The organism is Rickettsia endosymbiont of Proechinophthirus fluctus, from assembly GCF_001602635.1.
GTDB classification, from domain to species: Bacteria; Pseudomonadota; Alphaproteobacteria; order Rickettsiales; family Rickettsiaceae; genus Rickettsia; species Rickettsia rickettsii.
The window spans coordinates 111,406-126,212 of record NZ_LECS01000004.1 but is presented as its reverse complement, the minus strand read 5'-3'; the positions used below and the strand labels follow the sequence as shown (position 1 = coordinate 126,212).

Genomic DNA, 14,807 nt, shown 5'->3' with positions numbered 1-14,807 from the left:
AGGTAATGCTCTAACCATACTATCAAAAAAAGTATAACAGCTTATCATGATTACACAATTTACTACTCCGAGTCTTTTGATTCTATCAACTTTGCTAGTTGGTGCATTAAACTTAACTAGCCCATATGCCACTCAAAAAGATAGCTTTATACGTAATTTTTTACTTATTACTATCGCTATTTTTTTCTTCGGTAATATTTTAATTATAGACTGGTTGTTTTTAAAAGGTATTAGAGCAGGGTTTGAATTTAATATATGCGGTAATTACTCTATAGGATTCCATCTTGAACCTTTAGGGCTTATTTTCTTAAGTTTAATAGGCTTTTTATGGATTTGTGCTTTACTTTACACTCCTAAATATATTGCTATTAATAATATAGACTATTCTTCTAGATTTTTATTTTTCTTTAACTTCACTATTCTAATCGGTGTTTTAATTGCTTTATCTAGCAACTTATTCACGATGTTTATTTGCTATGAGCTTTTAACTATTTCTACAGCTTTTTTAATAGGACATACCAAAAATAATATAGTGCTTAGCGGGTTATATAAATATCTAAAAATTCTGATGATTTCTGCCACAATATTATTTTTACCGGCAGTGATAATTATTTATACTAAAACCGGTAACGGAGATTTTGCAAGTAGGAGTTTAGTAGAAAATTATTTTTCCAAAAACCAGTCAATTATTTTATTGTTAATGTTTATTTGTGGTATTGCTAAAACTGCAATTTTTCCGGTGCATTCATGGCTTCCTGCTGCAATGGTTGCACATTACCCCATTAGTAGTTTGCTGCATGCCGTAATAGTGGTTAAAACCGGATTATTTTGTATTTACAAAATCCTATTATATATATTCGGTTTATCGTATTTACAAATGATATTTGCCGAGTTTAACTGGTTAATTTTTATACCGATAGTAAGCATATTTTATAGCTCAATCAAAGCCCTAGACACGGATAATATCAAAAAAATACTCGCCTACTCCACTATGAACCAATTAAGCCTTGCATTGCTTAGTGCTTTCATGTTAACACCTAAGGCACTTGGAGCCGCAATACTCCATTTAGTTTCACATTCTTTTACAAAAATCTGCTTATTTTATAGTATGGGAAGTATTTACAGTTTAAAGAAATCCAATCAAGTACAGCATTTACATGGTACATCCAAAGAATTTCCTTTAATTTCTTTTATTATATCTATCTCTTCATTATCATTAATCGGTATACCTATCTTTAGCGGATTTATTAGCAAATTCTCAATATTACTTGCCGCAAGCGAACAGAATCAAATCATTGTTATGATTGTCGTAATAGCTAGTAGTATATTCTCAAGCCTTTACCTGCTCAAAATATTAAGCTCTATTTATAAACCTTCTTTAGTAGAATCTAACGTAACAAAACCACTCCCCTACTCTATGCAAATTAGTATAATAATGTGCTGCTGTGCCGTAACTCTTTTCTATTTTATTCAAATCTTAATCAGAGAATTTTTAGCTTATATTACATAAACATATTTACATAATCTACACATAATCATATAATATTTATACCATAGATACTTCAAAAGTTGGAAGTCAAATAAGCAGTGCACCTACACAGCGTACAATAGTGAGCACAGGCGAATCCCAAAATTTGACGTACCAAATCTTGAAGTATCTACGGTATAAATATGGTAATTATTTTTGAGGATAAATATGGCACAAATTATTAGAGCAACAGAATTTGTACGATCTTTTTCAGATATTATGAATAGAGTTTACTATAAAGGCGAAAGCTTTGACGTTCAAAAAGGTAATCATATCGTAGCAAGGATTACGCCTGCAGAAATCAAGCCTTCTGTAGCAGTAAGAGACTTAGAGGAAACTTTTAAAAATGGTCCACATCTTGATCCTGAAGATGCTGATCAATTCATGAAAAATCGCGAAGAAATAAGACACAATACTAAACAAGATATTAAAAAATTGGTTGAAAGATGGGATTAATTATTGATACTGCTATAATCATAGCTTTAGAAAGAGAAAAGGTAAGTACTCAGCAATGGTCACCTTACGGTCAGACTTATATTAGCCCTATTGTGTTAACTGAACTATTAATAGGAGTAGATAGAGTCAAGAATGAGAATAAACGTATAAAATGTTTAGCTTTTATAGAATACGTATTACCTTTCGGTCTTGAAGAAGTATATACATATGCACGTATTACTCATGATTTATACACACAACGTATAACTATAGGAACTCATGATATGCTTATTGCAGCAACGGCTATTACAAAAGATTTTCTGATATTAACTCTAAATGTAAAAGACTTTAAAAGAATCCAGGAACTAGAGGTTTTAACAGTTTCTTCTAAGGATTAAAATGTTTATTCAAAATACCAAGTGTACATTTCCGCTTACTAATTTTGAGCTTATGTTTGATTTTCATCCACAAAATCAGCTAATAGCTCTAGCATTTCTAATTGTTACTGCTATCTTAAATCTTTATACAATTTCCCAAAATAGAAAATTAGAATGCTTAATCGGTAGTTTATACTGTTTATCCTCTATTATATGCGTATTTGCAGCTGATTTTATTTCCATGATAATCTCGCTTGAATTCATGACGATTTTTGCCTGCATAATTATTTTTTGTGACCAATTAAAGATAAAACCGGCACGTCAATATTTCCTCACTCATTTATTCAGCAGCGGGCTAATTTTAATCGGTATGACTCTTCTAATCCAAACAACAAGTAATACGACTTTTACTTCTTTAACGGCATCAGTAAATAATTTTGAGTTACCAGCAATATTCATACTTGCAGGTTGTTTAATTAATGCCTCAGCTATTTTTGTAAACGGCTGGGTGGTTCATTGCTATCCTATAGCTTCAAGTAGTGGTATTGTATATTTAATTAGTTTTACTACTAAAGTTATTTTAATTATCATTTTAAAATTATTTAGCGGTCTTGAGATATTAAAGTTTTTTGGGATATCAATGATCATTTACGGATTAGTCTTGTCTCTAATTGAAAAAAAACTTAAACGATTAATATGTTATCTTACCGTATCACAGCTTGGTTTTATATTAATGGCTATTAGCATAAACTCTCCAAATATAGCTTATCTTATTACAAGCTTTATATTCATACATATATTATATAACGGATTATTTGCTTTATATTTCGCTTATATAGAAGATGAGTATGATATTAAAAATTACCAAGATCTTCAGAATACTCAAATTAACTTTATTTTATTAAGCGGATTTGTTATTAGTATATTGATCTATACATCTATACTGCCTATTAGTTCTTCTTATATTAAAGATGAAATAGCTAATATTTTAAACGAGAATAGTGTAATGCTATTTTCCAAGATAGCGACTTGTACCGTATTATTTGGGTTGTTGATGGAGAGTTCTACGTCATTCCCATCTCTCTTTATGTCATTCCTGCAAAAGCAGGAATCCAGTAAAAACCTTAAAAATAAAAGCTTTATAATATTTCTGGATTCCTGCTTTCGCGGGGATTACATAAGAACTATAACCTACCTCTCTTTCTGCATCATAACTTTATGCATATGTTTATTCTACCCTATTCAAATATCACATACTGCTAACTTTAAGCTAGTGATCCTTGCCATCTCACTGTTATTGGCTTTAATATTTAGAAAAATACCACGCATTTCGACAGAAAACATAAACCTTGACCTATACCAATATATTGAAAAATTTATATATTTCAGTATCGATAAATATAAAGAAACGGCAGACAATAACAAAGATGCGGCAGAATATCTTAATTTTAAGGTTATTTGGGATAATATTTTAAGTAAAATATCTGCTTGGCATAATCAGCAAACTGCTATATTGATTGTATTATTCCTATTAATTAGTTTGATTTTAACACTACAATAATTCGATGTCATTTTGTATAGATACCAAAATCGTCATTGCGAGAAGAAACTGTAAGTTTCAACTAAGCAATCTAGTAAACAATTCTGATTACAGAATTTTTTTATTATTTTACTAGATTGCCGCGTCGCCTACGGCTCCTTGCAATGACGACTTTAGGTATAACAACACAAAAAAATAAAAAACATGAAACCACCAATAACAGACAAACAAAATTACAGCTTTGAAGTTCACGAAGCAACAATAAACGATGATTATCACTGGCTGCGTGATCCTAAGTGGCCAAATGTAGAAGACTCTAAAATTTTAGATTATTTAAAAGCTGAGAATCAATATACCGAAAATTTCTTTGCCGATCTGCAACACGATAAGGAAAAGATTTTTGAAGAATTAAAAGGACGGGTTAAATTAGACGATGAATCGGTTTATGTTAAGAACAAAGATTATTACTATTACCATAGAGTAGAGGAGAATAAAAATTATCCGATATATTGCAGAAAGCATAATAATATGGATTCAGCAGAAGAAGTAATATTAGATGTCAACCTTCTTGCTCCAAATAGCAGTTTTACTGATGTTGCTACAGTTGCAATGTCACCTGATCACAATTTAATGGCTTATAGTGTTAATTTTACAGGTAATGAACAATATAATATCAAAATATATAACCTTAAAGAACAAAAATACTTACCTGATGAATTAGGCAATGTACAGCTAAATCTCGATCGCTTCAGACAAGATGAATTTCAGGACAAGCCTGCGGAACGTACAAATGTACGTGAGCCTAGGCGAATGGCGCAAAATTCGCTTGTATCAAGCGATCGAGATTTAGCTGTAGCTCCTACTATAATTTGGCATGAACACTTAAACGGCTTTTTCTATATTACTATTAATGAGAATCAACGCTGGGATAAGGTAATGTTTCACCGTCTAGGTGAAGAGGTCACTCAGGATAAATTAATATTCGAGGTAAAAAACCCTCTTCATTTTATCAGCTGCAAGAAATCAGCAAGTCATGAATATATTTTTATAAATTCAGGCGATCATAATGAAAATGAAATTTACGTAATTTCTATGCAGGATGATAGTTTTACGCCTAAATTAGTACGAGCTGCAGAAAACAAAATATTCTATGAAATAGAATATAATGGCGATTATTTTTATATTAAAACTAATTATAAAGCTAAAAATTTCCATGTTATAAAACTGCCGGTAAATAATTTTGAAAATACTAGCTGGGATGATTGGGATGATATTTATATTAAGGAAGAACAAGACAAATATTTAAAAAGCTTTAATGTTACAAATAATTATTTAATCTTAAACTATCGTGACCAAGGTTTACCGCTAATTAAAATAAAGCGATTTAAAGATTTACAAGAAAATACAATTCATTTTCCCGACGAAAGTTTCCAAGCAAGTAGTTTTTCTACAAACTTTGAGGAAGACGATATCAGAATAGATTACTCTTCTCTAGCAAGACCCAATACCACTTATAGCTACGATTTTAATAGCGATAAATTAACGATATTAAAGAGCCACGAAATACCTTCAGGCTTTAACCCGGAGGAGTATAAAGTAGAGAGAATATTTGCAGATAATGAAGATGTAAAAGTACCTATAACCTTGTTTTATAAAAAATCTTTATTTAAAAAAGATGGTTCAAATCCTTTATATCTAATGGGTTACGGTGCTTATGGCATCGCTATGCCCGTCAATTTTAGAAATACAGCAGTAACACTTGCCGATCGCGGTTTTATTTACGCAGTTGCTCATATTAGAGGTGGCGATGATCTAGGTCATGATTGGTATGAAGCTGCTAAGTTTTTAACCAAAAAAAGAACATTTGAAGACTTCATAGCATGTAGTAGAGCTTTAATTAACGAGCAATATACAAGTAACAACAATATAGTAATAATGAGCGGTAGTGCCGGCGGTATGTTAATCGGTTACATACTCAATGAAAAACCGGAAATCTATAGAGCAGCAATCGCGCATGTACCGTTTGTTGATGTTTTGAGTACCATGCTTGACGAAAGCTTACCGTTAACTCTCTTGGAATATAATGAGTGGGGTAATCCGCAAGAGAAAGAATATTTTGAATATATTAAATCATATTCCCCTTATGATAACGTAAAAGCACAAAACTACCCTGCTCTATTCGTTACTTGCGGTATATCCGACCCACGTGTAGGTTACTGGGAACCTGCTAAATGGGTAGCAAAATTACGAGCACTAAAAATGGACAATAATCCCTTATTATTAAAAACAAATATGGATACGGGACATAAAGGTTCTGCCGGTCGTTTTGATTATCTGAAAGAGATAGCTGACGAATTAGTATTTATTTTTAAGGTGTTTGATGTTGAGGTTTAGTTAGCAGATTTGTGGCTGAAATCCTGTTATGTCATTCCTGCTTTTGCAGGAATGACATACAACACCTCTACTGAATACAAAAACAATGCATAAAAATTATCTAGAACAATTACAAAAATTACCGATTACTTTAATTTTACTAATTAGCTTAATTTGCTGTATTGGTTTCATTGTGCTTTATTCTGCAGCAAATAGTAATTTGCAGCCCTGGGCTTACAAACAAATTATAAATTTTTGTATATTCTTGCCTTTAGCTATTATTATTGCATTAATTGATTTACGCATAATATTTAGGTTATCGTATATCTTTTATTTGTGCGTACTCGCTTTACTAGTAGCCGTGGAGCTTTTTGGCTCAACTGCCATGGGCGGTAAAAGATGGATTGATATCGGTATAGTTAAGCTTCAACCTTCCGAACCGATAAAAATCGCCGTTGTAGTAATGCTTGCTAGATATTTCCATTCACTAACAATTGATGATCTTATAAAATTTCATAAAGTTATTATACCGATTATAGGAGTTTTAATACCGGCTTTTCTAATAATTAGAGAACCAGATTTAGGTACGGGAATGATTGTTTTAATTGTTTCGGTAATTATATTTTTTGCGACAGGTCTTAGAATAAAATATTTTATAATACTAGGTCTTGCTGCTCTTATTAGCTTACCTATTGCTTGGAATATGATGTATGATTATCAAAAAAAACGGGTAATGGTTTTTTTAGATCCCGAACATGATCCGCTCGGTGCTAGTTATAATATTATTCAGTCTAAAATCGCTATAGGTTCAGGTAGCCTATTTGGACGCGGTTTAAATCAAGGTAGCCAAAGCCATTTGGATTTTCTTCCCGAACATCAAACTGACTTTATCTTTGCTACCTTCGCTGAAGAGTTCGGCTTTATAGGAGGCATGTTTTTACTAATATTATATTTTGCACTTATAACTATTTCTTTATTAATTGCCACAAATTGCCGAGAGATTTTTAGTAAATTAATGGTAATAGGTATTACTTCAATCTTATTTACTCACGTATTTATTAATATAGCTATGGTTATGGGCTTGCTTCCCGTAGTAGGCGTACCACTACCGTTTATTTCTTATGGCGGAACAATGATTGCATCCATGCTAATCGGCTTTGGGCTTGTGATGAATGCTCAGGTACACAGACATACCACTTTAAACTAGTGCAATTATATTGACAAAATTTTGTCTATTGGCACTTTTCTTGAATATTTTGATTTATATTTATATGTACATATGATGTACATATGGCAGCAGTGCTTCTCAACGAGCTTTTGCTCAAGTTGATCCTCAGACTGCTCTAATCTATGAAGCAGCTGCATTATGTTCAACATATGTATTGAGACTGATAGGAGCATTAATCTTTGGTTGGCTTGGTGATAAAATATAGGAAGAAAATCAACTATAATAATAACTACTTTGCTTATGACTATAGCTTGTTTTATTATGGCAAATCTTCAGCTTATGATGAAATAGGAATTGTAGCTACATGGGTTATGATAGCATGCCTTATGGCACAAGGCATGTCCTAAATGGGGAAAGTAATAGGAGCAGATGTATATTTAACTGAATTTATTAAACCACCTGTACAATATCCAACTGTAGCAACTTTAGATAGTTTTTGTATATTAGGTGGTTTTGGAGCATTATGCTTAGCTTCTTTAGTTACTTCATTTGGTTTTAGTGGACGTATAGCTTTTTTAATCGGTGCTGGAATCACTATAGTAGGAGTCATCGGGAGAACTTCGCTTATAGAGACACCGGAGTTTGTGGATGCTAAACGATATTTAAGAAAAACTTTAGAACAAGCTAATATTGATCCTAAGAAGATAAAAGTAATATTAAAACTATTATAGCGTTTTTTTATTAGATTGTACAGGTCCTGTAGCATTTTATGTATCATATATTTATTGTTAATATATTAAAAATACTGTTAATTATAGCCCTGCAGAAATTATTCATCAAAATTTATTTGTAGCACAGTTTAATTAATTGTTGTTTTATTGCATGTGCCTCTATATACACAGCAATTTTTACAACACTAATTAAACTTTCCTCATTTTTTCAGGTGATTTAGCACCGCAAGTTTGTAAATTATACATTCTGTCAAAGAACTTTATTAAAAAAGTATCATATCTTTTTTGTCTAACTAGCAAATTCAGACCTTGCTCACTACTTATTTTTCCGTAAGGTTTTATTCTAGTTAAACCCTCTACGTGCTTTGCTACTTCTGGTCCAATAGTTATTACTTCTTCAGTCAGTGCTATATCTTCAATAGTATCATGCAGTAAAGCAACTTGCAGCATAATAACATTATAAAGCTTAGGAGCTTCTTCGGCTACAAACTCTGCAAGCATAATCGCTACTTCAATCGGGTGAGAATAATAAGGATTGCCTAATTGACGTATTTGTAAGTCGTGATACTTGCGAGCGTAGTAGATACCTTTTGTAACTTCTTCTATATCAACAGGATTTTTTACTTTAGCATTTAAATATTCGATGTTGTCTAATAGTTTTTTGCGTAAACGCAAGTTTCAAACTTTTCTTTCCAAGAGCTTAAATCTTTCATAAAAGTCATTTCTTATTTTTATTAAAATTGTAATAATAAATGGCTTTTTAATCCTGAAGAAGCATAATAATTTTAACCTTTTGGTATTTAAGCAACTTCATTATGTTTTATTAATGCTGTTATTGCTTATCCCGTATAAAGCTTATCTGCCAAAAACTTTCTTCTTTATATTATCTTCTTCTAAAAAAGATATCACTTTTTTCATTCAATATATCATCACGGTTTGTATATAAAGATTCAATAAATAAAATAGAGTCCTTTAAAGCTAGTTGCACAGCTATATTATCCTGATCATGTCTTTCTATAGTTTTAGAAAAGTCCAAATTCTTTAACTACATTACCTCATTCTTTTATATTAGCTCGAAATCTAGTAGAATCAGAATGTGACATAGGTGTTTTTGAGAGATTTATTATTTCGTTTCTACGTTCTTGTGTTTTAATAATAACTATTTTCTTTAAGTTATCGTCTAAATCTTCCATTCCAATTTTATTGCGAATAATATCGTTTATACTAATTACTTTATTTCCATGCTTTCTCTCATGCCTTGCTGCTACTATACTGCAAGCCAAATCAAATCTGTTAATATATCTATTAAGAAACTTTGCGTTATTAAATCGATACCTTTTACTAAAATTTTTATTATACCCTCTTGCTCATTAATATTATTTTTAAATATTTTAGTTTCAGCAATACAGCAAGCATTTATGATATTTTTATATTCCAATAAAATGCATTACAGTAATCGTATAATAATGGGCTTTCTTGTGCTAAACTTTCAATTTCTCAAAGATTTCTGCCTTTTGTATTGTTCCACTATAGTATTTTATTGTGGCTATCTATCTTAATTTCATAGGCATCCAATCTTTTCTTGGCCCCGGCATCTAGTAATTTAAAATTACTGGTTTTCAACCTTATTTTTGCATCTTGAATTATTTCACTTGCAAACTTCATCTTACTACTATGTTTAAATATCTGTTTTTCTTCTTCAGGCTTAAGCTTTTCATTCTTAATAAAGCAATCACATTGTTCTTGGGCTGCTAATTCGTTAAATATTTGCCCTCTTAGTTCTGTGCTAATTTCTGCTGGATAAATAGTGGCTATTTTCTTTAAATTATCCTCACCAAATTTATATAGGTTTATTTTATATTGTTCTGCTAACGGATCGTCTGTTTCTGCAAGTAATTTATTTATAAACTCCTCTAAACTTACTATTTTGCTTGCTGAATTATCGGTTGTAAATATTTCATAGTTTCTATCTTCAAATATTATCTTGCCTTCTATTCCTGGTGCTTTACTAACCGATACCGTAAAAGTAAAATTATATTTCTTTATACCATTTAAAATAAACTTACACTCAACTCATTTATCACACCGCTTTTTAATATGCTTTTACATACTTCTTTTAAAAAGATTTGCGTTTCGCTTATATTCGGTAATTCGTTAAAACTCGCAATAAACCATTCTATTACTTCAGGATTTTTACTTTTTTCATATTCTTGAGTAACGTAATCGGTTATTGTGTGTAGAAGGTTTGGGCGTCTATTTCTAAATATAAATCCTTATCAAAATTTTGAGTTCTATGTAGATCAATTATTTTTATTAACCTATTAACTTGTTTATAACTAGCTTTATCAAATGATCTTAAATTTATTATATTAATTAAACTTACAGCAACTGCATACTTAGCATATCTGTCAACATAAGAGTCACTGAGTATATCTTTGAACACTTTAAATGCTTCTTCTACCGGTTTTACCTTTCCTAATTCAACTAAACTTAAAGCAGACTCGGATTTGTCAGAATTACTAAATAAATTTTTCAGTATTTTAGATGCGTCATATGATATATTGGGGTTTATTTGTATTATCCAACCTAGGATTTTGGCGATTGTGAATTTAATATAATTACTAGGGTTATTAAGTAGTGTATTCAATATTTTTTTAATGTCTCTTGGACTAAACTAGGATTTATACGTACTGTTTCAGTTAAGCTCCAAATAACTACAATTTTGACTTCGTTGCCGGGATCGTTTAATACTTCTTTCAATATACTAAATATTGCTAATGTTAAACTTGGTACAATATATATTAACTAATAAGCTTACAACAACCGTAACCTTAATATAAATATTAGAATCATTTAGTAGATCTTGCAATGTATTTAAAGCTTATTGTTCATATATTACACTTAGCATTTCAGTTAAGCTTCTCAAGTAGCTTGATATAAAATTTCATTATTAGGGTTACCAAATAGTTATTCTGATTTTAAACATTGCACAGTATCAAATTTGACATCATTAGGCATTACGGATTAGTGTTTTCAATATGTTCAATGCTTCTTTTACTAAACTAGGCTTTGCCTTTACTATTTCAACTAAAACTGAAACTGCCTCGCACTTGAAATTTTCTATAGGATCATTAAATAATGCTTGCAGTGCATTAAATGCCTTGGGTGCTATATTAGGTGTTGTATTTACTATCTTAACTAAGCTTTTAGTAACTAAGTATTTGTTGTATAATTTTTTTTACCTGATTTAATATTTTAATATCTAAATTAGGCATAATATTAATTATTTCAATCAATATTATATTTACATATTCATTTAATACCTTTTTATTTAATAACAGTATTATTTTTTTTACTTTCCCATAATACTGTCTTATCTATCGTCTCATCTAATATTGGGGCTAATTTTTGTAATTGTTCATCTTTAATTTCTAATAGGCTTGTTAACTTCTTATAAATTTTTGTTTTACTGCCCCATTCATTTCTTATTTGCTAATCCTGTGATGATGCCTATAACTTTTTTCAATTCTTGAGGGTCAGTTTTTTTATTTTGTAATTTTTCATTTACTGTTTTAACAATCGCTTCCGATAAATAACCACTGTCTATTATATGTTGTTCCCAACCTGTAATATCTTTTAGCACAACTTCATCTATTAAATTTTGTATTTGTTTTAAATTCGGTATTCTACTATCAAATTTCCCGTTAATGTTGCTTTGAGCTAATAAATGCATTAATAGTATAATCTTTCTTTCAATCCCTAACTCTAATATCCTATCCACACTACATGTTACAGCTTTCCAAAATATTTCTATTAACTCTTGATTATTTTCATTACTTACCATCCCTGCTAGAAACTTCAGAGTCATTAGATATTTCGGATTGTTTCGATGCGCACCTATAAAATTTGCTGCTGTATATTTTGTGTTGTTATCTGCTAACTGATTTTTTAAATAACATGCAGCTAGATATTCTTGAAATGTTAAATGAATAAATTGAAAATTTTGCCCTTCTATTCTTAATAGCCCTTGTTCTATAACTTCGTCTATATCTAATATATCTTTCTTGCTTTCTACTACTTTGTTCTCTACTCACTTCCCTCTTGCAACAAACGACTCATAAGCTATTTGCTCTAAAAAACTCATTTTGTTTTTTAAGTAATTATTAACTTCAGTTTTATTTTTATATTTAAGTCGTTTATATAGTGAAATAATAAACTGGCTTAATAATAGGCATTTAGAAAAAAACAAATTATTATTTCACTATATAAACGACTTATATTAAAATCTTGATTACTGTTTTTTTTTGAAATTTATCCCTTATGGCTTGATCGCTCCAAACCAAACATATTAATGCAGTATTGATAGGCACTGCACATATTTCTTTTATTTGGCCAATAAAGATTTTTAATGGTATTCCAAGCTCTTTATCATACTTAAAATTTTTATGTACATATTGCTCTATTCCCTCACTATAACCGCATTAGGCCTAGAACTCATTACGATATTTTTATACTGAAATACCGAATCCATAATCTCTCGGTAATCATGATTACTCTGTGATAAAAACGCTACCTCATCATAACCATCCAGTAGTAATAATATCCTATCTTTATCTTGTATGCTTTTTATATCTTCAAGTTTTATATCGTTAGAATCTAAACAATAATGGACAAAACAACTTAGTATATCGTCATCTATATTAGTACCATAACGTACTGTCCAGCTTAACAATTCCTTTAACCTGATGCTAAAATACATAATCAAATTTATTGTTCCATAGTTTTTCTTTTCCCCATTTATAAGATAGATAATGCATTAACGTGGTTTTACCTATTCCTGCACTACCGAGTAACAATATTTTACCTATATCAACTTGCATTCTGTTTATTTTCTCAACTATATTTTTTATTTCTGAGGTACTTTTATTAGTTAGATTTCTGCGAAGTATCGCAAACTTATTTTCTTCATTTAGTGACTTAACTATATTATCAATTTTTTCTTCTTGAACTTGATAATTTTTATCAAACAACTCCCTTATCTTTTCTTCCGTATCTATGGCTTTAAAAATATTCTCTATTTCTGCCGGTGATGAGACAGCAGTAGATTTCGGTACGTGGGCTAGTCCTTTTGTCGACAATAGTCCTCAAAAGGCACAAAATAATCTAAGCGGTTATAAATCTAACTCAACCAGCAGTACTGTCGGTTTTGATAGTTGAATAGGCGATGATTTCTTACTTGGCGTTGCTAGTGCATGGCAAACGAACTCTTACAACTGATATGGCACTGAGATTAGGTAAATATTTTCACACTTTAGCCCAGTTATGGATTAATTTACAAGCAAGATATGATTTAAAATTAACCTAGCGTAATGAATGGCCTCATATTAAAATCGTATTCGTACTATGGAAACAGCAAGAAAAGCTAGTTGATCATTTCCTAGCAACGGCAAAAGATTCAGGATGTCTTATGGCAATATATCCTACATAAATCTTATTCTTATACTGTCGCTTGTACCAAGTACATAAGGGTTAACTAACACATCTAATACGCCCCATTGCCTGATATAAAATATTAAATAATACTTTTTATCACGGAGTAATACATTATAAAAAAGGCAACAAATACTACCCTCATATTTACAAGCCTATTGTTATTCAAGAATTATAGAACAAATAGAAAAAGTTTTTGCATCAATGTATATTGAGCCTGATTTATTGAGCAAAATAATTAAAAGTGTTAAAGAATCGGTAAAATATGAAAAAGATTATTATAACACAAAAACAACAGAATGAAATAAAGAGCTTATCAGTAAAAAATAGCCTTGATAAGCTTAGAAGTAAACTTTTAGACGGTATATTTACAAATGAAGAATACGAAGAAGATAAATATAAATTAACAACACGTCGTGATAAAGTAATGTTAGAGATAGCAGAGCATAATAAAGGTGATGATTGTTTTACGGACAAAATGATAGATGTACTAAATTTAGTTGCCAATGCACATCAATATTTTGTTTTGTCGAATGCTGAGGGGAAAAGACGCCTAATAAAAACTGTGTTTTCAATTAAATTAACAGGCAAAAAGCTTGACTTTATGCTGCATTCGCCGTTTGATTCATTCGTAAAGTTGTCAAAAATTGAGGAATGGCTCCCCGGGCCGGACTCGAACCAGCGACCGAACGGTTAACAGCCGTTTGCTCTACCACTAAGCTACCGAGGAACATTAGAAGCATCTGGAAGATTCAGATACTTCCTTATAACAAATCTTTATTATAACGTCTAGCGTTTTCTTTATATAAAATAAAAAAGTTTTATTCATCACCTATTTTTAAAGCTGCAATAAACGCAGATTGCGGAATTTCGATATTACCGTACTGTCTCATTCTCTTTTTACCTGCTTTTTGTTTCTCAAGTAATTTACGTTTACGACTTATATCACCGCCGTAACATTTAGATAACACATCTTTACGTAGGGCTTTAATAGTCTCACGAGCGATAATACGACTACCTATACTTGCTTGAATTGCTATATCAATCTGCTGTCTCGGTATTAAATCCTTTAACCTTAGGCATAATGCCCTCCCCCTTTGCTCGGCACGTGAGCGGTGTACGATTGTGGATAGTGCATCAACCACCTCTGCGTTAACCAAAATCC

Annotated in this window: 14 protein-coding genes, 1 tRNA gene and 3 pseudogenes; 9 read left to right on the top strand and 9 right to left on the bottom strand. The window is 30.9% G+C overall.

The window, feature by feature from the left end; all coding sequences use genetic code 11:
* The first annotated feature begins 46 nt into the window (after nt 1–46).
* From BG75_RS02480 to BG75_RS02450, 8 genes and pseudogenes are all read left to right on the top strand, one after another.
* On the top strand, nt 47–1,510 hold the full coding sequence (locus tag BG75_RS02480; RefSeq protein ID WP_062811325.1) for a proton-conducting transporter membrane subunit: 1,464 nt from the start codon (nt 47–49) through the stop codon (nt 1,508–1,510).
* Between the two features lie 37 nt (nt 1,511–1,547).
* Nucleotides 1,548–1,666, top strand: a pseudogene (locus tag BG75_RS08190) (palindromic element RPE5 domain-containing protein); the annotation flags it as partial.
* A 30-nt stretch (nt 1,667–1,696) separates the two neighbouring features.
* Nucleotides 1,697–1,984, top strand: coding sequence for a type II toxin-antitoxin system antitoxin VapB (gene vapB / locus BG75_RS02475; protein WP_062811324.1), 288 nt, complete (start codon nt 1,697–1,699; stop codon nt 1,982–1,984).
* On the top strand, nt 1,975–2,361 hold the full coding sequence (locus BG75_RS02470) for a PIN domain-containing protein (RefSeq protein WP_062811323.1): 387 nt from the start codon (nt 1,975–1,977) through the stop codon (nt 2,359–2,361). Before vapB ends, BG75_RS02470 begins: the two co-directional genes overlap by 10 nt.
* A 1-nt stretch (nt 2,362) precedes the next feature.
* Entirely contained in the window at nt 2,363–3,901 is a 1,539-nt protein-coding gene (locus BG75_RS02465; protein ID WP_062811322.1) for a proton-conducting transporter membrane subunit, read from the top strand.
* A 183-nt stretch (nt 3,902–4,084) separates the two neighbouring features.
* Nucleotides 4,085–6,274 carry a prolyl oligopeptidase family serine peptidase gene (locus BG75_RS02460; protein WP_062811321.1) on the top strand — a complete coding sequence of 730 codons (2,190 nt, stop codon included), beginning with the start codon at nt 4,085–4,087 and terminating at the stop codon, nt 6,272–6,274.
* Nucleotides 6,275–6,359: 85 nt separating this feature from the next.
* Nucleotides 6,360–7,460 carry a rod shape-determining protein RodA gene (rodA, locus tag BG75_RS02455; protein ID WP_062811320.1) on the top strand — a complete coding sequence of 367 codons (1,101 nt, stop codon included), beginning with the start codon at nt 6,360–6,362 and terminating at the stop codon, nt 7,458–7,460.
* 368 nt (nt 7,461–7,828) lie between these two features.
* Complete coding sequence (locus BG75_RS02450) at nt 7,829–8,152, top strand: MFS transporter (RefSeq protein ID WP_252903592.1); 324 nt, start codon at nt 7,829–7,831, stop codon at nt 8,150–8,152.
* A gap of 189 nt (nt 8,153–8,341) precedes the next feature.
* Here BG75_RS02450 and BG75_RS02445 read toward each other — a convergent pair.
* The 7 genes and pseudogenes from BG75_RS02445 to BG75_RS09530 form a co-directional block, all read right to left on the bottom strand.
* A pseudogene (locus BG75_RS02445) lies at nt 8,342–8,865 on the bottom strand (HD domain-containing protein).
* 342 nt (nt 8,866–9,207) lie between these two features.
* Nucleotides 9,208–9,435 (bottom strand): hypothetical protein, encoded by a 228-nt coding sequence (locus tag BG75_RS09540; protein ID WP_084777194.1) that lies wholly within the window; start codon nt 9,433–9,435, stop codon nt 9,208–9,210.
* A complete protein-coding gene (locus tag BG75_RS08185) occupies nt 9,420–9,590 on the bottom strand; it encodes a hypothetical protein (RefSeq protein WP_156468964.1) in 171 nt (56 codons plus the stop codon). Before BG75_RS08185 ends, BG75_RS09540 begins: the two co-directional genes overlap by 16 nt.
* Nucleotides 9,591–10,379: 789 nt before the next feature.
* Complete coding sequence (locus BG75_RS02435) at nt 10,380–10,799, bottom strand: hypothetical protein (protein WP_252903591.1); 420 nt, start codon at nt 10,797–10,799, stop codon at nt 10,380–10,382.
* 831 nt (nt 10,800–11,630) lie between these two features.
* On the bottom strand, nt 11,631–12,020 hold the full coding sequence (locus tag BG75_RS02425; protein ID WP_062811318.1) for a hypothetical protein: 390 nt from the start codon (nt 12,018–12,020) through the stop codon (nt 11,631–11,633).
* A 591-nt stretch (nt 12,021–12,611) separates the two neighbouring features.
* The gene (locus tag BG75_RS09535; RefSeq protein WP_252903590.1) at nt 12,612–12,884 is read right to left on the bottom strand and encodes a hypothetical protein; all 273 of its coding nucleotides are present in this window, start codon (nt 12,882–12,884) and stop codon (nt 12,612–12,614) included.
* Nucleotides 12,885–12,900: 16 nt separating this feature from the next.
* On the bottom strand, nt 12,901–13,290 hold the full coding sequence (locus BG75_RS09530) for an NACHT domain-containing protein (RefSeq protein ID WP_252903589.1): 390 nt from the start codon (nt 13,288–13,290) through the stop codon (nt 12,901–12,903).
* Between BG75_RS09530 and BG75_RS10525 the strand changes: the two genes are divergently transcribed.
* On the top strand, nt 13,220–13,369 hold the full coding sequence (locus tag BG75_RS10525) for an autotransporter outer membrane beta-barrel domain-containing protein (RefSeq protein WP_368072217.1): 150 nt from the start codon (nt 13,220–13,222) through the stop codon (nt 13,367–13,369). The two genes, BG75_RS09530 and BG75_RS10525, sit on opposite strands and share 71 nt — an antisense overlap.
* Before the next feature lie 928 nt (nt 13,370–14,297).
* On the opposite strand, the gene BG75_RS02410 is transcribed toward BG75_RS10525, so the two are convergent.
* Both BG75_RS02410 and BG75_RS09525 read right to left on the bottom strand, forming a co-directional pair.
* Nucleotides 14,298–14,372 (bottom strand) — tRNA-Asn (locus tag BG75_RS02410).
* 91 nt (nt 14,373–14,463) lie between these two features.
* Nucleotides 14,464–14,807 (bottom strand): annotated as a pseudogene (locus BG75_RS09525) (elongation factor 4); the annotation flags it as partial.

Bases quoted from the DNA above. Each gene is read 5' to 3' on its own strand.
- BG75_RS02480 (WP_062811325.1), top strand. From the start codon at position 47: ATGATTACACAATTTACTACTCCGAGTCTTTTGATTCTATCAACTTTG.
- vapB (WP_062811324.1), top strand. From the start codon at position 1,697: ATGGCACAAATTATTAGAGCAACAGAATTTGTACGATCTTTTTCAGAT.
- BG75_RS02470 (WP_062811323.1), top strand. From the start codon at position 1,975: ATGGGATTAATTATTGATACTGCTATAATCATAGCTTTAGAAAGAGAA.
- BG75_RS02465 (WP_062811322.1), top strand. From the start codon at position 2,363: ATGTTTATTCAAAATACCAAGTGTACATTTCCGCTTACTAATTTTGAG.
- BG75_RS02460 (WP_062811321.1), top strand. From the start codon at position 4,085: ATGAAACCACCAATAACAGACAAACAAAATTACAGCTTTGAAGTTCAC.
- rodA (WP_062811320.1), top strand. From the start codon at position 6,360: ATGCATAAAAATTATCTAGAACAATTACAAAAATTACCGATTACTTTA.
- BG75_RS02450 (WP_252903592.1), top strand. From the start codon at position 7,829: ATGGGGAAAGTAATAGGAGCAGATGTATATTTAACTGAATTTATTAAA.
- BG75_RS02425 (WP_062811318.1), bottom strand. From the start codon at position 12,020: ATGACTCTGAAGTTTCTAGCAGGGATGGTAAGTAATGAAAATAATCAA.